18 protein-coding genes are annotated in these 18,005 nt (G+C 53.1%); 8 read left to right on the top strand and 10 right to left on the bottom strand.

Translation table 11 applies throughout. From position 1 onward, the window contains the following. Window positions 1-72: 72 nt before the first annotated feature. Together CCE92_RS10880 and CCE92_RS10875 are read right to left on the bottom strand one after the other, a co-directional pair. Window positions 73-1,836, bottom strand: coding sequence for an ABC transporter ATP-binding protein (locus tag CCE92_RS10880; protein WP_088007777.1), 1,764 nt, complete (start codon window positions 1,834-1,836; stop codon window positions 73-75). A gap of 2 nt (window positions 1,837-1,838) precedes the next feature. Then, window positions 1,839-3,575, bottom strand: a complete 1,737-nt coding sequence (locus CCE92_RS10875; protein WP_088007775.1) for an ABC transporter ATP-binding protein — start codon at window positions 3,573-3,575, stop codon at window positions 1,839-1,841. 514 nt (window positions 3,576-4,089) lie between these two features. Here CCE92_RS10875 and CCE92_RS10870 point away from each other — a divergent pair. After that, a complete protein-coding gene (locus CCE92_RS10870) occupies window positions 4,090-4,608 on the top strand; it encodes a universal stress protein (protein WP_088007774.1) in 519 nt (172 codons plus the stop codon). A 225-nt stretch (window positions 4,609-4,833) separates the two neighbouring features. Next, entirely contained in the window at window positions 4,834-5,268 is a 435-nt protein-coding gene (locus CCE92_RS10865) for a low molecular weight phosphatase family protein (RefSeq protein ID WP_088007772.1), read from the top strand. Between the two features lie 16 nt (window positions 5,269-5,284). Here CCE92_RS10865 and CCE92_RS10860 read toward each other — a convergent pair whose 3' ends face one another. The 3 genes from CCE92_RS10860 to chrA are packed head-to-tail and all read right to left on the bottom strand — an operon-like array spanning window position 5,285 to window position 8,356. After that, on the bottom strand, window positions 5,285-5,923 hold the full coding sequence (locus tag CCE92_RS10860) for a cyclase family protein (protein ID WP_088007770.1): 639 nt from the start codon (window positions 5,921-5,923) through the stop codon (window positions 5,285-5,287). Next, window positions 5,923-7,173 (bottom strand): kynureninase, encoded by a 1,251-nt coding sequence (kynU, locus tag CCE92_RS10855; RefSeq protein ID WP_420913237.1) that lies wholly within the window; start codon window positions 7,171-7,173, stop codon window positions 5,923-5,925. The genes CCE92_RS10860 and kynU overlap by 1 nt, the downstream gene beginning before the upstream one ends. Before the next feature lie 10 nt (window positions 7,174-7,183). Next, window positions 7,184-8,356: a chromate efflux transporter gene (chrA, locus tag CCE92_RS10850; RefSeq protein ID WP_175578093.1), complete on the bottom strand. Its 1,173-nt coding sequence runs from the start codon at window positions 8,354-8,356 to the stop codon at window positions 7,184-7,186. 201 nt (window positions 8,357-8,557) lie between these two features. On the opposite strand from chrA, the gene CCE92_RS10845 reads away from it, so the two are divergent. Next, window positions 8,558-9,445, top strand: coding sequence for a cation diffusion facilitator family transporter (locus tag CCE92_RS10845; protein WP_088007764.1), 888 nt, complete (start codon window positions 8,558-8,560; stop codon window positions 9,443-9,445). A 76-nt stretch (window positions 9,446-9,521) separates the two neighbouring features. Here CCE92_RS10845 and CCE92_RS15865 read toward each other — a convergent pair whose 3' ends face one another. The 3 genes from CCE92_RS15865 to CCE92_RS15860 form a co-directional block, all read right to left on the bottom strand. After that, window positions 9,522-9,686: a hypothetical protein gene (locus tag CCE92_RS15865; protein WP_155522836.1), complete on the bottom strand. Its 165-nt coding sequence runs from the start codon at window positions 9,684-9,686 to the stop codon at window positions 9,522-9,524. Between the two features lie 65 nt (window positions 9,687-9,751). After that, the gene (locus CCE92_RS16310; protein WP_277621524.1) at window positions 9,752-9,877 is read right to left on the bottom strand and encodes a hypothetical protein; all 126 of its coding nucleotides are present in this window, start codon (window positions 9,875-9,877) and stop codon (window positions 9,752-9,754) included. A gap of 128 nt (window positions 9,878-10,005) precedes the next feature. Further along, window positions 10,006-10,272 (bottom strand): DNA primase, encoded by a 267-nt coding sequence (locus CCE92_RS15860; RefSeq protein ID WP_155522835.1) that lies wholly within the window; start codon window positions 10,270-10,272, stop codon window positions 10,006-10,008. A gap of 297 nt (window positions 10,273-10,569) precedes the next feature. Between CCE92_RS15860 and rsgA the strand changes: the two genes are divergently transcribed. Continuing rightward, on the top strand, window positions 10,570-11,664 hold the full coding sequence (rsgA, locus tag CCE92_RS10835; protein ID WP_164474947.1) for a ribosome small subunit-dependent GTPase A: 1,095 nt from the start codon (window positions 10,570-10,572) through the stop codon (window positions 11,662-11,664). A gap of 66 nt (window positions 11,665-11,730) precedes the next feature. Here rsgA and CCE92_RS10830 read toward each other — a convergent pair whose 3' ends face one another. Then, window positions 11,731-13,275 (bottom strand): carbon-nitrogen hydrolase family protein, encoded by a 1,545-nt coding sequence (locus CCE92_RS10830; RefSeq protein ID WP_088007761.1) that lies wholly within the window; start codon window positions 13,273-13,275, stop codon window positions 11,731-11,733. Window positions 13,276-13,406: 131 nt separating this feature from the next. On the opposite strand from CCE92_RS10830, the gene CCE92_RS10825 reads away from it, so the two are divergent. The 3 genes from CCE92_RS10825 to CCE92_RS10815 are packed head-to-tail and all read left to right on the top strand — an operon-like array spanning window position 13,407 to window position 15,187. Further along, window positions 13,407-13,835, top strand: coding sequence for a disulfide oxidoreductase (locus tag CCE92_RS10825; RefSeq protein WP_088007759.1), 429 nt, complete (start codon window positions 13,407-13,409; stop codon window positions 13,833-13,835). Further along, entirely contained in the window at window positions 13,832-14,305 is a 474-nt protein-coding gene (locus CCE92_RS10820; protein WP_088007757.1) for a thioredoxin family protein, read from the top strand. The genes CCE92_RS10825 and CCE92_RS10820 overlap by 4 nt, the downstream gene beginning before the upstream one ends. A 48-nt stretch (window positions 14,306-14,353) precedes the next feature. After that, window positions 14,354-15,187: an RluA family pseudouridine synthase gene (locus CCE92_RS10815; RefSeq protein ID WP_088007754.1), complete on the top strand. Its 834-nt coding sequence runs from the start codon at window positions 14,354-14,356 to the stop codon at window positions 15,185-15,187. Window positions 15,188-15,221: 34 nt separating this feature from the next. Here the strand turns inward: CCE92_RS10815 and CCE92_RS10810 are convergent, their stop codons facing one another. Then, a complete protein-coding gene (locus CCE92_RS10810) occupies window positions 15,222-16,058 on the bottom strand; it encodes an aldo/keto reductase (protein WP_088007753.1) in 837 nt (278 codons plus the stop codon). A gap of 149 nt (window positions 16,059-16,207) precedes the next feature. Here CCE92_RS10810 and CCE92_RS10805 point away from each other — a divergent pair, with 149 nt between their 5' ends. Then, entirely contained in the window at window positions 16,208-17,509 is a 1,302-nt protein-coding gene (locus CCE92_RS10805; RefSeq protein ID WP_088007752.1) for an NCS2 family permease, read from the top strand. Window positions 17,510-18,005: the final 496 nt, after the last annotated feature.

Raw genomic sequence — 18,005 nt, 5'->3', positions numbered from 1 at the left:
CGGCGCTTTTCGTCTGCATCCGTGTCTCTATCATATAGAACAGACACGGGTTTATTCAACTGGACTGTGCTTTCAGCCGACCGGCTGCGCTTCGGTCGCTCCATTGCCGGACTGGATCCGGTACATTTGATAATAGCGGCCGCGCAGCTGCATCAGTTCATCGTGCGTGCCGGCTTCTTTGATCTCGCCGCGATCCAGAACGATGATCTGGTCCGCCGTCCGGATGGTCGACAGCCGGTGTGCGATGATGAATGTGGTCCTGCCCTTTTTCAGCACATCCATAGCATGCTGGATGATTTCTTCCGTTTCCGTATCGATATTCGATGTCGCTTCATCCAAAATCAGGATCGCAGGATCGAATGCCAGAGCACGGGCGAATGAGACGAGCTGACGCTGTCCGGAAGACAGCGTGCTTCCTTTCTCGACGACCGGCTCGTCCAAGCCTTTCGGCAAATGTTTCAGCACCCGTTCACCGCCGACAGCATCCAGCGCTTTTTCCGCCGCTTCCCTCGACACGTCCGGATCTCCGAGCGTGATGTTCGATTCGATCGTTCCTGTGAACAGGTACGGATCCTGCAGGACGATTCCCATATGGTCCCGGACCGCCTGGCGGCTCACCGTTCCGATGTCGGTTCCGTCGATCGTGATGCGCCCTTTCGAAGGGTCATAAAAGCGGAACAGCAAGTTGATGATCGAGCTTTTCCCCGATCCGGTATGTCCGACGAGCGCCACGGTCTGTCCCTGTTTCGCTTCGAATGAAATGTTCTTCAGGACGTACTCCTCTTCCTTATAAGCGAATGAAACATCTTCAAAGCGGACATTCCCGCGGTAGCGGACGAGTTTTTCGTCGCTGACCGGCTCTCCTTCCCGGTCGAGCAGGCGGAACACCCGCTCCGCTGCCACGAGGGCACGTTCCAGTTTGGCGAATTGGTTCACCACACCGGAAATCGGATTGAACAGACGGATAATGTAATCGACGAATGCGTAGAGCACGCCGACAGTCACGATCGAATCACCCGCCAAAGCGGCGACCCCGAAGTACCAGATGAACACAACGAACATCACAGAACGGAGCACGCCGACCAGATTGTGGGATGTGGCCGCCTCCAGGAACAGCAGTTTGTTCTGGTATTTGAAATGTGTATCGTTCATTTCTTCGAATTCGTCCTGCATCTGCTGTTCTCGGCGGAATGCCTGGATGATCGTCATGCCTTGGATCGCTTCATTGACCATGGCGTTCAGGTCGGATACCTTCTGGCGGACGATGTGGTTGTACCGGGAAGCATATTTCCGGTACAGCAGCATCCAGCCGTACAAGATTGGTACGAGCAGCAGCGTGATGGCCGCCATGCGCCAATCAAGGTAAAAGAGGGCCGCATATATCCCTGCCATGTACATGAAACTCGTCGCAAACTGCGACAGCACCGTCACGTAAAGTTCCCGGATCGCTTCAGTATCATTGGTGATCCGCGCGACGACTTTACCGGCCGGCAAATTATCAAAGTACCGGATTGGCAAAGTCTGGATATGCTGGAACACGTCGTTCCGCATTTTCTGGATGACCCGATTCGCGGTCGTCTGAAGCAGCAGATACTGTCCGTAGCGGAAGACCGCTGCGACTGCTGCAAGCCCGAAGAACCAGGCCAGGAGGTATGCGACCGGCCCGAAATCGAGTGTGCCGTCCTGTGCTTCGGCGATCGGTCCGTCGATCACTTCCTTCGCGATCAGCGGCCCCGCGAGATCTCCGGCGACCGCGACAGCCAGTAAGGCGAGACCTGCATAGAGCGTGCCTTTATAAGTTAATGCATATTTCACTAATCGTTTTCCTGTCCCCATATTTACACCTCCTCAATCCGCTGCCGGAGATACTGTTCGTAGTACCAGCCGCCATAACCGACCAGCTGTTCATGCGTGCCTTCTTCAATGACTTTCCCGTCATCCATGACAGCGATCCAGTCCGCATGCTGAACAGCACTCAAGCGGTGAGTCGTAATGATTGTCGTTTTTCCTGCGCGTTCCCGCTGGATGTTCTCGATGATTTTCGCTTCCGTCTTTGCATCGACTGCTGACAAGGAATCATCAAGAATCAATATTTCCGGATCTTTGATCAGCGCGCGCGCTATCGAAATCCGCTGTTTCTGGCCGCCTGAAAGGGCAACGCCTTTCTCTCCGACCAGTGTATCCAGCCCTTCAGGTAAGTTCTGCAAGTCCTGTTCGAAGTTTGCCAGGCGGATCGCTTCCTGGATCTCTTCGTCTGTCGCGTCCGGTTTCCCGAACAGGATGTTCGCCCGGATGGACCGCGAAAACAGCACATGATCCTGCGGAACATAACCGATCCAGTCCCGGAGAAGCCCTTTCGAAAGTTCGCCGAGATCAGTTCCATTGAATGAAATCGAACCTTCTCCCAGTGGGTATTCCCTCAGGAGCTGCTTGATGAATGTCGTTTTACCGCTGCCCGTCTTGCCGACGATGCCGAGCGTCTGCCCGCTGTTCAGGGACAGGTTGATGCCCTGCAGATTGATCGAACTGGATGTCGGATAAGTGAATCGGACATCGGTGAAGCCCATCTTCTCCGGTTTTCCGATCTCCTTTGGCCGCTCAGGGTCTTTGACGTCCTCTTTGGAATCGAGCGTTTCAGTCACCCGGTCCAGCGATGCGTTTCCGCGCTGCATAATATTGATCAGTTCACCGATCGCGAACATCGGCCAGACGATCATCCCGAGATAGACATTAAAAGTGACAAGATCTCCGAGTGAGATCGCCCCCTGTGCCACGAGGAAAGCCCCATAGCCGAGTCCAATCAGGTAGCTGACCGAAGTGAGCACCCGCATGATCGGCATGAACAGCGCATCGATGCGCTCCACAGCCATATTCTTTTTAAAGACGTCCTCAGTCATTTCAGCGAAATCCGACTCCGATTTCCGTTCCTGTACGTATGCGCGGACGACGCGGACTCCCGATACAGACTCCAGGACACTGTCGTTCAGTTCACCGAACGCGTCCTGCGCCACCGTATACCGCTCGTGGATCTTTTTGCCGAGGATCTGCATGATCACGGCAAGGACCGGGAGCGGCAGGAGGGCCGCCAGTGTCAATTTCCAGGAGACGACGATCCCCATCGCGACGATGAGCGTACCCATGAACAGCGTCGAATCGACGAGTGTCAGAATACCGAATCCTGCCGTCTCGGAAACCGCCCGCAAATCATTCGTCGCCCGGGCCATCAGATCCCCTGTCCGGTTCCGCTCATAAAATCCCGGCGACATCCTCAGGAATTGCTTCATCAGATTCGTCCGCAGTTTCCGTTCAATGACGAACGCGCCTCCGAACAGCTGGTGCTGCCAGACAAAATTGGTGACGTAAGCAAGCACCAGGACAAGCGTGAGAAGACCGATATATTCCCACAAAAGTCCCTGTGTCAGTTCCCCTTGTGCAATCGCATCAATCGCGGCACCGATCAGCCAGGGCGGAACCACTTCCATGACGTTTGCAATGAGCAGCAGGCCCACTGCAATCGAATAGCGGATCCAATTCTCCTTAAAAAACCATCCTAATTTACCCAATACACTAAACATCTAAAATCCCCTTCTTTCCAGAACTCGGTTCAGCTAATCCCCTTCAAGCGATTCCTTGATCATCATCTTTCTTGACTGTACTTTGTTCATCATGCTCTCTCCTTTTAATCTTTTTTTCTATATAAACGGCTCAATCGCCTGAAAATTAAAAACGCGCATACCTATTTTGGGCATGCGCGCATCAAAAAAGGCAGGTAGAGTCCACCTGCCGCTAAAGTTCGGTTTTCGAAATAAAAGAATTACTGATTTTTCGACCGGACAGATCGGGACAGGTTTGACGTATGAAGTTGGCAGTTCCATGCAATCGGACGGCTGATTGTTTTTTCCATCGTCAAACTCTCCTTTCTGTCAATAAGTTAACTTCAGCCTACCACTGTCTTTTTTTAAAAGTCAACAGTTTTGTGAAATCAATCATTTTTCAGCAAATAATCTTACGTTTTTACTAATTACGGTTCGGGTATTTACTAGTATAACGGCACAACGTTTTATTCCAGTTTGAGAAAGAGGTGTTCACATGTACGGGCATATTGCTGTAGGTTATGATGGTTCGTCCGGTTCCCGGAAAGCGCTTGACCAGGCAATTGAAATGAAAAAGGCGATGCCTGATGCCCGGCTTTCTGTCATCTACGTCAGCGACGCCGAGCACGAAAATGTGGCGCACGCGGAACCCGAAGCAGCGACGTTCCAAGGAATGACGCTCATTTCTGACGGAGCCTACTCGAGGTATATGCCGCCTGAGCTCGGCGCGGAATTCAATGAAGACGAACGTGTACCGGAGACAGGACGGGCTGATTACGTCAAGACGATGCACACGACGATCCAGCAGCATCTGCAGGACCAGCACGTGAAAGGGGAAGTCCTGGCGGTGGAAGGAGATCCAGCCAAAACCATTTCCGCATTCGCTGATGAGCAGCAGATCGACCTCCTCATTGTCGGCAACAGCGGGAAATCCGGCCTTCAGAAGTTCTTTGTCGGCTCAGTAAGCGAAAAAGTGCTGAAAGAAGCGCCGTGCTCTGTTTTAATCGTGAAATAAGGTTGATGACAGGGTCCATTCCCTTCTGTGTGGACCCTTTCTTCATGGAAACGACATTTTTGTCATTGTTCCGTAAAAAACAACGAAAAAATACACAGAATTAATGTTTTTATGTGATTTATTTTACGTGGAATGGGTAAAGATAACCAAAGAGAAGCAAGAACGAAATATCCTTGCATCCCTTTCACATGACAGCTAATTTTAGCGAGGAAGTAGGGATCAGTCATGAATAAGCATACTGTCTATTTTCTGTCTTCTCATCAGCAAAGAGGGATGATGGCTGAAGTCTGGGCCAATTGTCTCCGGCTGCCGGATTGGGAAATCCGGAGTGCCGCCTGGAAGCAGCCGGTCTTTGACAGCACGACAGTTGAAGTGATGAAGGAAATCATGCTGGAACTGCCCGCAGTCCGGCTCACCCCATATAATGCTGACGAAATCCGGCATGCCGATCTGGTCATCGCCCTTGTCGATACCGAGTTTGAAGTGCTCGATGTCCCGATGGATCTCCCTGAAGACAAGCTTCTTCGATGGGACATCCGGAACCCCGTCCTCCGGACAGAAGACGAAATCGAGAAGTGGGCCTTATACCAGGAAGTTTGTGACGAAATCGCCATAAATATAAAAAAACTGGAACCTGTCTTCAAGTTCCAGTACATGTAGACGCCTCCATCTGACTTCAGCCGGAGGCGTTTTTGTTTTCTGTCAGCACAGCACGGACAGGGCTTCCGTCACTTCCTTTAATTTTCAGCGGAAGTGCGGCATAGCCATAAACCCCTGCGGGCACACCGTCCAATACGAGCCCTTCCAGAATGAACCGGTTATGGCGATTCATCGCCATGTGCATGGGAAGTTCTTTGCTCGTCTCCGGGTCGACTGATGGTGTGTCGACACCGAGCAGCCGGATTTGATTCGCTTCCATCCAGGCAGCTACCGACACATCGTAAAGCGGATAATCTTCAGGGAAAACCGTCCTGTCAGGCCAAGCTCCCGTTTTCAAAAAAACAGCTTGAATGCCATCCGGCCGGACATTCTTTTCCAGGTGTTCCGCCGAAATCGTCCGGATGCCGGTGACATCGACGACAGTGGCTGTCCCCATGTAGATATCAAGCGGCAAGTCATGGACTTGGAGGCCGTCCTGATCATAGTGGAAAGGGGCGTCGATATGCGTGCCGATATGTGTGCTCATGTTCACTTCCCCGATATTGACGGAGCCTGTCTCTGCAATGGCAGCTGCCACACGGTACCGGAAGGGCGTATCGCCCGGCCACTCAGCCGTGCTGCGGTCCAGGTCCATTGAAATGTCCCATATTTTCATCAGGCCACCACATTTCGTTCGTTCGTAAAGTTTTTGTACCGTTCTTCTTCCATGATCCGGGCAAGCCGGCTGATTGCTTCCTCCACATCTTCATAGGAAGTGTACAGAGCGACCGGCGCCAGCCGGATGATGTTGGGGGCACGGAAGTCGGGAACCACCCCATCCGCTTTGAGCGCTTTGCAAATCCGGGCCGCTTCCTCATGGGCAAACGCCACATGTCCGCCCCGTTCCGCGTCGTGTGCCGGCGTCACATCCCGCAGCTCCGGAACCCTGTCAGCCGCCAGCTTACGGAGAAAAGCAGTCAGTGCAAGCGATTTTTCTCTGATTTGCCCGATGCCGGCCTCTTCGAATATTTCGATACTGCCGATAAGAGGGGCTGTGCTGAAAATATGGGGCGTGCCGATCTGGTACGCACCTGCATCTTCCGCTTTCGTGAACGAGTGATCCATATCGAATTGTTTCGTTTTATCGGAGCCGAACCAGCCGCCAAGGCCGGGCTGATTTGTATGGTGCCGCTCGTGCACGTAAAGGCCGCCCGCCGATCCCGGTCCGGCATTCATATATTTGTAATGGCACCAGACGGCGAAATCCACTCCATCCTCGTGCAGGCTATGCGGCAGCGCGCCGATCGAGTGGGCCAGATCGAATCCGACGAGAATTCCTTTTTCATGCGCTGCCGCAGTGATTTCACGGATCGGCAGCAGCTGGCCGCTCCTGTACAGCACAGAAGGCAGCAGAAGGACCGCGACATCTTCGTTGAGCTCTGCCATAATATCCTCTTTCCGGAGAGTCAGGCCATCCCGGCTCTGCACTTTGCGGAGCGTCTTTTCCGGATCCAGGCCTCTGAGACGCAGATGGCTTTGGGTTGCGTAAATATCAGAAGGGAAATTCAGCTCATCGCAAAGGATGACCTCCCGCCCTTGTTCGGGCTGGAACAGTGTCGAGAGCAACTGGTGGATATTCACGGTAATGGACCCGGTCACCATCACTTCATGCGGCAGCGCGCCCACGAGAGGGGCCACCCGCCTGCCGAGATCCTCGGACAGCGTAAACCATGGGTGCCCGCCTTCCGTCCAGCCGTCGATTCCGAGTTGCTTCCAGCTCATGGAAAGCTGCAACAATTTGTCTTCTGCCCTTCCGGACATCAGTCCGAGCGAATTGCCATCCAGATAAATGCGCCCTTCTTCCTGAAAAAACTCTTCCCTGAAACGGCGAAGCGGATCCTGCTGATCAAGAAGTGCTGCTTCCATATCCATCCCCCTATCCGATAATTGCGTACGACAGCGCGCCGAGAAGCGCGGCAAAAAACACCACGATCCAAGGAGCTATTCTAAAATAGACTAACATTGCGAAAGCGGTGACGGCAATGGCGAAATCGGAAGGGCCGTCGATGCCCGACGTGAACACCGGATCATAAAAAGCGGCAAGCAGCAGGCCGACCACTGACGCGTTGATCCCTTTCAGGGCAGCCTGAATACCCGATTTCGTCCTGATCAGATTCCAATAAGGTAATATCCCGATCAGCAGAAGGAATGATGGCAAGAACATGGCCGCAACTGCCACAAAGGCGCCAGGAATGTCGCCCATTAGCTGACCGAGATAAGCCGACAGCGTAAACAGCGGCCCTGGCACTGCTTGTGCGGCACCATAACCGGCAATGAATATTTCTTCATTCATCCACACGGGGACGACTTCCCGTTCGATCATCGGAAGCACGACATGACCGCCGCCGAAAACAATGGCCCCCACCCGATAGAACGTATCAAAAATCGCATAGTACACCGATTCAAGAAATGGCCGCAGGAGAGGCAGACCCGCGAGCAGGCCGCTGAACAGTAAAAGCGAAACGGCGCCGATCCGCCGGCCGAACGTCAGTGTCAGTTCCGGAGCCGCCGGCAGCTCCCCGCCCCGGAACACAGCGTAGCCAATGATGCCGGCAGCGACAATGACCGCAATCTGTGCCCAGGCGGTCGGCACGAGCAGGATCGCCCACGCCGACAGTACGACGATCACAATCCGCGGCCGATCGGGCGCCAAGTTCTTCCCCATCCCGATAAGTGCATGGGCGACGACAGCGACTGCGGCGATTTTCAGTCCTTGGAGCCAGCCGATGTCCAGCTCTGTATGGGTGACGAATAAGGCAAATAACATAAGGATGATGACAGAAGGCATCGTAAAGCCGAACCAGGACAAAAACCCGCCGAACAATCCGCCCCGAAGCATGCCAATCGTAATGCCGACTTGTGAACTCGCCGGTCCCGGAAGGAACTGGCAGAGTGCGACAATATCCGCGTATACCCGGTCGTCCAGCCATTCCCTCCGTTTGACGTACTCTTCCCTGAAATAGCCCAGATGGGCCGCCGGGCCGCCGAATGACGTCAGGCCGAGAAGGGTCGACGCTTTCAGTATTTCTATGTATCGCTCTTTCTTCATGATTCCGCTCCTTTCATGAACAGGATCATCATATTACCATTTGCTAATATACCGCAACCCTCCGCCGTGAATCTTAACATTGCTGACATATTTGAGTTCTCCCCGGTTATCCTATATAGTTGAAAGTGCGAAGAATCATGGAAACGGCCCCTTTGCGGGCCGTTTTTGCCTGTCTGGATTTTTTGAGGGAGGGAAACTCTGTTGGAACAATACGCGAATCTCCGGAAAGGGGAAAAAGGCGCCTGGCTTTCGATCGGCGCTTACTTGTTCTTGAGCGCCGTCAAGCTGACCGCCGGATACGCTGGTGATTCTGAGGCTCTCCGGGCCGACGGGTTCAATAATCTTTCGGATATCATCGCTTCCGTCGCTGTCCTGATCGGGCTCCGCATCTCACAGCGCCCACCGGATATGAACCATCACTACGGTCATCTCCGCGCAGAAACGGTCTCTTCCCTGTTTGCATCTTTCATCATGGGGCTGATCGGTCTCCAAGTCCTGTATTCAGCCTTTGTCAGCCTCCTTGATCCCGCGGCTGAAGCCCCTTCCCTCTTCACCGCCGGGGTCGCGTTTTTTAGCGCTGTAATCATTTACGCGGTTTACCGGTACAACTTGAAACTGAGCCGGCAAATCAACAGTGCTGCCGTCCGCGCCGCCGCTTACGATAACCGTTCAGATGCCCTCGTTTCGATCGGGGCGGGTATCGGCATTGTCGCCGCAGCACTCGGCGCACCCATTTTGGATTCAATTACCGCTGCCGCTGTGGCATTGATCATCCTGAAGACCGCAGCCGATATTTTTAGGGAAGCGGCCCACGCGCTGACGGACGGATTCGATGAAGAGGAAATGGAAACATTGACTTTCCTGATCAAAAAAGTACCGGGAGTGCTCGCACTCCGCGATTTCAAAGGCAGAACCCACGGAAACCTGACACTGGTCGACCTCACAGTGGAAGTTGATCCCGCGCTGGACGTGGTTCAGAGCCACCGCATCACCGAGGAAATCGAGCGGAAAATCCACCGCGTGAATGCCGGCTGTGTCGTACATGTCCATATCGAACCCCATTATCCCGAAAAAACACGGCCAGACTGACTGCGGAAGGCGCGCATGCCAACTGCCTGTGGACCGTCGCCGAAAAACAAAAAAAGACTGCCCCTGCAGTCTTTTTTTACTCCGCTTCGGGATCTTCCTCCACTTCTTCTTCGACTTCCTCGTCATCATCCACTTCAGGAATATCTTCCTCTTCGGGCTCACCCGGATTTCCGCAAGCAGCGAGAACGTTCGCCGACAGAAACAGTGCCGCTCCCGCTTTCAGCCATTTCCTTTTTGCCAAGTCCTTCAACTCCTTACCATCTTGCTATGAAAAAAGAGGACCGCGCCGGCCCTCTCTTTACATGCTTACTCAACTACTTCTTCTTCGACTACTTCTTCCTCTTCGACCGGTTCCTCTTCAGCGCATGCTCCCAAAATGCCCACTGATACGAAACCTACTGCCGCGAGTCTTGCCCATTTTGATTTCAACATGAAAAGTCCTCCTTCGAATAGGTGATAGTGTCCTAATATTTATTAAGAAATAAATATTAGCTTATCCTCACGTTCTTACAGTTAGTGTTTTTCCCACATGCCCGGCAGCCTAAACATTTTCATTTCGATTATTCTGCCGCTTCTTCATCATCGGCCGCATCCGGGTCATCCAGCTCCACGTCTTCTTCACCTTCATCAAGCACCTCTTCCTCCTCGTCAGAGTCGCCCGGCGCCTCTTCTTCCTCCACGTCCACGTCTTCCACTTCTTCATCCTCGGTTATTTCTTCATCAACCGGTTCCTCTTCAACAGGTTCTTCGCCACCGTCGCATCCCGCCAGCACACCGACGGAGAGGATAGAAGCTGCTCCCAGTTTTGCCCATTTAAATTCTGTCAATCGGATCACTTCTTTCTTCCTGTTTTCGTATTCTATAATATACCCTGCAAATATCAGAATAAACTAAAGAAAGCTTGACAGCGCTGTTCGGCTCAAGTATGTTTAAACTAACTTTAAGAGAAGGAGTGAGGGAATATGGCGATTGTAACAGCAGGCACTGCAGCAGATGTCCGAATCTTTATGCAAACCCGGTCCATGGATTCCCTCCTCGTGTATCAGTTCTGATACGCTTCTTCCAACGCGGAAAAATCAAGCCTTCAGGCTGTAAAGGGGACCATGACTGCGGTTTGCGCAGCCATGGTTTTTTTACGTTTACAGAACTGGAGGAATAAAACATTGAAGAAAATCGAACAATACGGTTGGACAGACAGCCGTGCAGCCGAAATAACAACCGCGGGGCAGCCCGGGCGGGTTTTATTGGAACATAAGCATTTATACCGGGTCGTGACGGAGGATGGCGAGTGGCTTTGCTCCGTTTCAGGCAAATACCGGCACGGACACAGCCGCGGGGAATTTCCGGCAGTCGGCGATTGGGTAATTGCGGAAAAAATGCAGGGTGAAGAACGTGGAGTCATCCACCAAGTGCTGCCGAGAACATCACAATTTTCACGGAAAGTCGCCGGCGATACCACTGAAATCCAGCTGATCGCGGTGAATGTGGATTATGTGTTCCTTGTCACATCATTGAATCACGATTTCAATCTCCGCCGGCTTGAACGGTACTTGCTCGCCGCCTGGGATTCAGATGCAAATCCGGTCATCGTCCTGACAAAAAGAGACCAGTGCAGCGATCCGGATTCCTTTATCCGTGAAACGGAAACCATCGCTTTCGGCGTCCCGATCCATGCGGTCAGCAGCGTGACCGGTGAAGGGATCGCCGAATTGCATCGCCTCTTGGCAGGCGGCAAAACAGGCGCGCTGCTCGGCTCATCCGGCGTCGGCAAATCCTCATTGATCAACGCGTTATCCGGCGAAACAGTGATGGCGGTTCAGGACATCCGCGAAGACGACAGCAAGGGCCGGCACACAACGACACACCGGGAGCTCATCCTGCTGCCGGGCGGCGGACTCCTGATCGATACACCCGGCATGCGGGAGTTCCAGCTTTGGGAAAGTTCCGGCGGAATGGACACGGGCTTCTCCGATGTGGAATCGCTCGCCGGACTTTGCCGTTTCCGGGACTGCGGCCATACGAACGAACCGGGCTGCGCAGTGCAGGAGTCGCTGCAAAACGGCACGCTGGCTGAAGACCGCTGGGGGAGCTATATCAAACTGCAGCGCGAATTGGCGCATATCGAACGGAAACACGACGCAGCCGCACAGAAAGCGGAACGCAGTAAATGGAAACAGATCACAAAAGACAACCGGAAGCGCCCGGTCAAGAAACGATAAAAAAAGCTGTGCAGACGCTCCTGTCTGCACAGCTTTTTCCGTTAAGCGGACTTAATCATTATCCCTTCAGTCCCGCAAATAGTCGATGCGGTACACATCATGGCGCCGGTCCCGCAGCTGCTTGACCGTACCGGCTTTCCGCTGCCGGCGCAGGATCTCTAGATCTACATCGCCGATCAGCACCATTTCAAGGTTCGGATTCGTCTCGCCGACGATGCCGTCACGGGCGAATTCGAAGTCGGACGGTGCGAATATGCCGGATTGGGCATATTGGATATCCATGTTCTCTGTCTGCGGCAAGTTGCCGACCGTGCCGGAAATGACCGTATAAATCTGGTTTTCCACAGCCCGCGCCTGCGAACAGTAACGGACGCGCAAATAGCCTTGACGGTCTTCCGTACAGAACGGAGTGAAAATAATATTGGCACCCATATCCGTCGCGATCCGCGCAAGTTCCGGGAATTCGATATCATAGCAGATCTGGATGGCGATTTTCCCGCAGTCCGTATCGAATACACGGACGGAATCGCCGGCGGAAATCCCCCACCATTTGCGTTCGTTCGGCGTGATATGGATTTTGTACTGTTTCTCGATCGATCCATCCCGGCGGAACAGATACGCAATGTTATAAATCTCGTCATTTTCTTCTTTCACGAAATGCGAGCCGCCGATGATATTGACGTTGTATCGGACAGCGAGATCGGTGAACATTTCGATATACTGCTCCGTGAAATCCGTCACTTTCCGGACGGCGAGACCCGGAGACGGTTCGTTCAGGAACGACATGAGCTGCGTCGTGAAAATTTCCGGGAACACCGCGAAATCCGACTGTGCGTCCGAGGCGACATCCACGAAGTATTCACATTGATTCGCGAATTCCTCGAAGGAAGAAATCGCCCGCATCTGATACTGGACGACACAGATCCGCACCGGATAGCTCGTCTTGAAATGCCGTTTCGAAACCGGCCGGTAGTCGACGTTGTTCCATTCCATCAATGTGGCGTAAGCACCGCTCTGCAGATCATCATCCAAATAGTTCGGATTGATCCGCATCAGCTGGAAACCGCTCATCAGCTGGAATGTCAGGACAGGATCATAGATTTTATGGCGCGATACCGCGTCCACATATTCACGCGGCGACATTTCGTCCGCATGCTTATGATAGTTCGGGATGCGTCCCCCGATGATGATCGATTTCAGGTTCAGCTGCCGTGCCAGGTCTTTTCTTGCCTCGTAAAGCCGCTGACCTACTTTCATCCCCCGGTATTCCGGGTTGACCATCACTTCAATGCCGTACAGATTATAGCCATCAGGCGTATGATTCGTGATATAACCTTCATCTGTCACGTCATCCCAGGAATGCCTGTCGTCGTACTCATCGAAATTAATGATGAGACTCGAACAGGAACCGATGACTTTGCCGTCCAGTTCAGCCACGAACTGCCCTTCCGGAAAAATTTCGAGGTGGCTTCTCAGCTGTTCCTCTTTCCAGGGGATCATGCCCGGAAAGCAGGTACGCTGCATCTCCAGGATCGCCGGTATATCTGTAAATGCCATCTCGCGGATGACCATGCTTTTTTCGAATTCAGACAGGTCGAACTGTTCAGCCATGAAAGCACCCCTTCACAAAAAGATCAACCTTCATTATAGCGGAAGTCAGTGGGTGAATAAAATCATTTTACTTGCATGCACGGTGAGGACTATAATTTAGGATGGATTGATGCTGAAACGGAGGAAGCCAGATGACGAAACAGCAGGAAAACGGCTTATTGCTTATGTGGGGCGCGGCCCTCATTGCCACAGCCGGTTCTTTATATTTTTCGGAAGTCCGCGGATACGCCCCTTGTGAGTTATGCTGGTACCAGCGCATTCTTATGTATCCGCTTGTCATAATCCTTGGAGTGGCTTACATTCAGAAAACCCCCCGGATTGCCTTGACCGCTTTGGTCATGTCAGTGATCGGTGGCGGCATTTCACTTTACCACTACGGCATCCAGAAAATCGATGCTCTCGGAAACGCCTCGGACTTTTGCGGACAAGTGCCATGCACCGGCCAGTACATCAACTGGTTCGGCTTTATCACGATCCCGTTTCTCGCGCTGACAGCATTCATTATCATCGCAGGCGTCAGCATTTATTTGCTGAAAACACTGAAGGAGGAGACACATTGAAAAAGCTTTTTATTATCGGCGGCGCCGTCGCTGTGATTTTCATTTTGCTCATCGTGCTTACATCGATGTCGAACGAGCAAAAACTGGCAGATAATCCGTACGGTACAAATGACCTTGAGCAGCCGACCATCGATCAGCTCGACGATGAGAATTATCAGAACATCATCCTGCCGGCTGAACTGGAAGAAAAAATCGCGAGCGGAGAACCGACGACGGTGTATTTCTTCAGCCCGACGTGTCCGCATTGCCAGGAAACGACACCGATTCTGATGCCGGTGGCAGAGGAGATGGGGGTTGAAGTCGATCAGTTCAACCTGCTTGAATTCGACGCCGGCTGGGATCAGTACAACATCCAAGGCACGCCGACCCTCGCTTATTATGAAAACGGTGAAGAAGTTGCCCGCTGGCAAGGTTCACAGCCGGAAGCAAACATCCGCCAGTTCTTCGAGGAAGTCGTGCTGGCAGATTAACCTGCGGACTATGCGCCTGTCGCATAGTCCGTTTTTTGGAGGATTGTCATGGAATTCACCTATCAAATCCCGCGCCGCGGGCTGACTGTCGACAACCTGCTCCGCGAAGAATGGCGGCTCGGAAAAAAACAAGTGCATGAACTCCGCATGGCAAAAAGTGTGATGGACCTGAAGGGCATTCCGCTGAACTGGTCCGTCCCGCTTGAAGCAGGTACCGAACTTCTGATCCGGACGCCTGACACTTCTTCTCTCTATACTCCGGAGCGAAATCCCGACACAGAGATACGGTTCGAAGATGAACATCTGCTCATCGCCTGTAAACCGGCCGGCATGCCGACACATCCGAATGAACCCGGGCAGCACGGAACGTGTGTGAACGCCGTTCTCGGCCATATCGCCGAATCGGGCGGCACATATGCGGAACATATCCACCGGCTCGATCAGGGGACTTCCGGACTCGTGCTGTTCGCAAAGCACCCCATTGCAAAAAGCATTCTCGACCGGCTTCTCGAGGAAAAGCAGATTCAGCGAGAGTATGTCGCGGAAACAGAAGGCGTGATCCGGAAGAATAGCGGCACCATCACCGGTGCCATCGGGAAGGACCGCCATCACCCGACCCGGCGGCGCGTCTCTTCTTCGGGCAAACCCGCCGTAACGCATTACGAAGTACTCGAACGGGGTAAAAATACGACTCGTCTGCGGCTGCGTCTCGATACCGGAAGGACCCACCAAATCCGCGTTCACTTGGCATCCATCGGCCATCCCATCGCAGGCGATGAACTGTACGGCGCCACCCCCGCTAAAGGCGGCTACCGGCTCTGCGCAGACCGGCTGTCATTTGAACACCCTTTCACCCATGAATGGATAAACGTGAATAAATAATTCCCCAGCGTCGTTGAGACGCTGGGGAATTTTGTTAAAAATCAAAATTGAAGTTATCCGGATCGGCTCCTGTCCGCTCATTCCGGTTCAGGCCGTCAACAGCCGCCATTTCTTCCGGGGACAATACGAAATCGAACACATCGGCATTTTCCCGGATTCGGGCCGGCGTCACCGATTTAGGAATAACGATGATATCGTTCTGCAAGTGCCAGCGGATCACTACCTGCGCCGGCGATTTCCCATGTGCTTCCCCGATGCGGCGGAGCACCTGATCTTCAAGAAGCCTTCCGCGCGCCAGCGGGGACCATGCCGTCACCGCGATATCGTGCTCCCGGCAGAACGACCGGACTTCTTCCTGTGTCAGCTGCGGGCTCAGTTCAACTTGGTTCACCATCGGTTTCACATGAGCTTTAACGAATATCCGCTCCAAGTGATGCGGCTGATGGTTCGAAACACCCGTCGCCCGTAAAAGTTTTTCGGCATACAGCCGCTCGATCGCCCGGTATGTATCAGGATATTTCCCTTCCACCGCCCAGTGCGTCAAATACAGATCAAGGTAATCGAAGCCGAGATGCTCAAGTGTTTTTTCGAATGCACGGAGCGTATTGTCATATCCCTGGTCCGTATTCCATACTTTCGACGTCACGAAAATGTCTTCCCGTTTCACGCCGGAATGCCGGACCGCTTCCCCCACTTCCCGTTCATTACCGTAAAGCGAGGCCGTGTCGATGGCCCGATAGCCCGTGCTGATCGCTTCCGACATGGCTCTGAGCGCTTCTTCCCTGTCTGTCATTTTGTACACACCTAATCCGAACCGCGGCATCTGTATGCCGTTGTGGAGCTGTTTTGTTGAATCGATTGTCAGTTCCATTCAGTTATCACCTCTTTTCCATTGTACAAATCCGCAACAAAAAGTTCGACTGTCACGCCTTTTTAATACAGAAGTTGATTTTCGCCATTAAAACGAATATTATTAAGTAGTATTGTTTTCATTGTTCGTTTTTTAGGAGGAACTTTCTTATGTTTCAATTAAAAATGCACCATACCAACGTAAAAACTGAACTCTTGGCAGGCGTCACCACGTTCCTGACAATGGCTTACATCGTCATCGTCAATCCGGTCATCCTCGGTGCTGCCGGCGTTCCATTCGAACAGGTTTTTACTGCCACTGTCATCGCATCCGTCCTTGGAACGCTATGGATGGCACTGGCCGCGAATTATCCGATCGCCATTGCACCCGGCATGGGCTTGAATGCTTATTTTACGTCGATGGTTTTGGCTTCAGATGGCGCGCTGGATTATACGGCAGCCTTTGCCGCTGTCTTTATTGCCGGTCTGCTGTTCGTCCTGCTGTCCCTCACAAAATTCCGGGAGACCCTTATCCGCGCGATTCCTGAGAATCTGAAGCACGCAATCACCGCAGGAATCGGGCTTTTCATCGCGTTCATCGGCCTGCGGCTGAGCGGAATCATCGTCGCGCATGAAGCGAACTTGGTCAGCCTCGGGGATTTATCCTCCCCTCCCGTACTGCTGACCCTCTTCGGTCTGTTCATTACATTGATCCTGATCTCGCTGGATGTGCTTGGCGCCATTTTCTTCGGCATGATCGCGACCGGCATCCTGGCTGTATTCACCGGCCAGCTGAAGTTCACAGATGGTTTCATGCGTCTCCCTTCCCTGCCTGAAGGGCTCCTGATCTGGAATCCGGCCGAGGCTCTGCTGCTGGTCATCGAGCACGGCCTGTACGCTGTCGTATTTTCTTTTCTGCTCGTCACACTGTTCGATACAACCGGAACCATGATCGGAGTCGCCAGACAGGCCGGTCTGATAAAGGACGGCCGGATGCCGCGTGTCCGCCAGGCACTGCTGGCCGACTCTGTTGCTGCGACTGCCGGCGCGATGGTCGGAACGAGTCCGACTTCCGCCTACGTCGAATCTTCTTCTGGTGTAGCCGCAGGCGGCCGGACCGGACTGACATCACTGACGGTCGGCGTCTTGTTCATAGCAGCCGCGTTCTTCGGCCCTTTCATCGGTTCGCTGTCCGGGGTCGCAGCCATCACTTCTCCTGCACTGATCATTGTCGGCAGTTTGATGATCAGCGCCGTCAAGGCGATTGAATGGGATGACTTCAGCGAAGCCTTCCCGGCGTTCCTGATCATCCTTGCCATGCCGCTCACATCAAGCATCGCAACAGGTATCGCGCTCGGATTCATCGCTTATCCGCTCATGAAGATTTTCAAAGGCCGCTGGAAAGCCGTCCACCCGATCTTATACATCTTCGCGATTTTATTCGCATTCCAGCTGCTGCTTCTGCCGCACTGAACAAAACAAAAACCGCCCCTTACAGGCGGTCTGGTTGTAGACAAAAGTAATTCTATACGAGATTCTGCAAATTTATTCTTTTCAGCAGAATTGAAACCTGCCGGTTTGGAAAAGGGCTGCCCTGCCCTTTCCGCAGACTGACTGCCGAGCTTCCTCGCCTTGGCGGCTCGGCGATCTCGGACAGCTAGTTCTTCCGCAGGAGTGGCAGGACAGCTCATCCTTTTCCGTCACTGGCAGAAGGTCCCTGTGAATTAGTTACCCTGAATCAACGTAGAGGCAGCGAGCGATAAATGAGTAGCTTGTAAGTTGCCTTCTTTCCAGCCGTGCTTATCCAGTTCCTGCTTCCTGGTGACAGTCAAGCAAAAATTGCGAGACGCCTGCGGAAAAACGGACAGTCCAGACCCCGCAATGCGCTGGGCGCATGAGGAGGCTGGACGGTTCGTCCGCGGCAAACGGTTTTAACTGCGACGAGCAAGCGCAGCGGCGCAGGAGCAAG

It is taken from the genome of Indiicoccus explosivorum (assembly GCF_002167005.1).
GTDB classification, from domain to species: domain Bacteria; phylum Bacillota; class Bacilli; order Bacillales_A; family Planococcaceae; genus Indiicoccus; species Indiicoccus explosivorum.
The sequence above is the reverse complement of the archived record's forward strand: the minus strand, read 5'-3'. Positions and strand labels throughout refer to the sequence as shown.

Excerpts from the sequence above, each read along its gene's own strand:
- CCE92_RS16310 (WP_277621524.1), bottom strand. The coding sequence starts at position 9,877 with ATGTTGAAATCAAAATGGGCAAGACTCGCGGCAGTAGGTTTCGTATCA.
- chrA (WP_175578093.1), bottom strand. The coding sequence starts at position 8,356 with ATGAAGAAAGAGCGATACATAGAAATACTGAAAGCGTCGACCCTTCTC.
- CCE92_RS10875 (WP_088007775.1), bottom strand. The coding sequence starts at position 3,575 with ATGTTTAGTGTATTGGGTAAATTAGGATGGTTTTTTAAGGAGAATTGG.
- CCE92_RS10805 (WP_088007752.1), top strand. The coding sequence starts at position 16,208 with ATGTTTCAATTAAAAATGCACCATACCAACGTAAAAACTGAACTCTTG.
- rsgA (WP_164474947.1), top strand. The coding sequence starts at position 10,570 with ATGGTTTTTTTACGTTTACAGAACTGGAGGAATAAAACATTGAAGAAA.
- CCE92_RS10815 (WP_088007754.1), top strand. The coding sequence starts at position 14,354 with ATGGAATTCACCTATCAAATCCCGCGCCGCGGGCTGACTGTCGACAAC.
- CCE92_RS10810 (WP_088007753.1), bottom strand. The coding sequence starts at position 16,058 with ATGGAACTGACAATCGATTCAACAAAACAGCTCCACAACGGCATACAG.
- CCE92_RS10865 (WP_088007772.1), top strand. The coding sequence starts at position 4,834 with ATGAATAAGCATACTGTCTATTTTCTGTCTTCTCATCAGCAAAGAGGG.
- CCE92_RS10870 (WP_088007774.1), top strand. The coding sequence starts at position 4,090 with ATGTACGGGCATATTGCTGTAGGTTATGATGGTTCGTCCGGTTCCCGG.
- CCE92_RS10825 (WP_088007759.1), top strand. The coding sequence starts at position 13,407 with ATGACGAAACAGCAGGAAAACGGCTTATTGCTTATGTGGGGCGCGGCC.
- kynU (WP_420913237.1), bottom strand. The coding sequence starts at position 7,173 with ATGGAAGCAGCACTTCTTGATCAGCAGGATCCGCTTCGCCGTTTCAGG.
- CCE92_RS10860 (WP_088007770.1), bottom strand. The coding sequence starts at position 5,923 with ATGAAAATATGGGACATTTCAATGGACCTGGACCGCAGCACGGCTGAG.
- CCE92_RS10880 (WP_088007777.1), bottom strand. The coding sequence starts at position 1,836 with ATGGGGACAGGAAAACGATTAGTGAAATATGCATTAACTTATAAAGGC.
- CCE92_RS10830 (WP_088007761.1), bottom strand. The coding sequence starts at position 13,275 with ATGGCTGAACAGTTCGACCTGTCTGAATTCGAAAAAAGCATGGTCATC.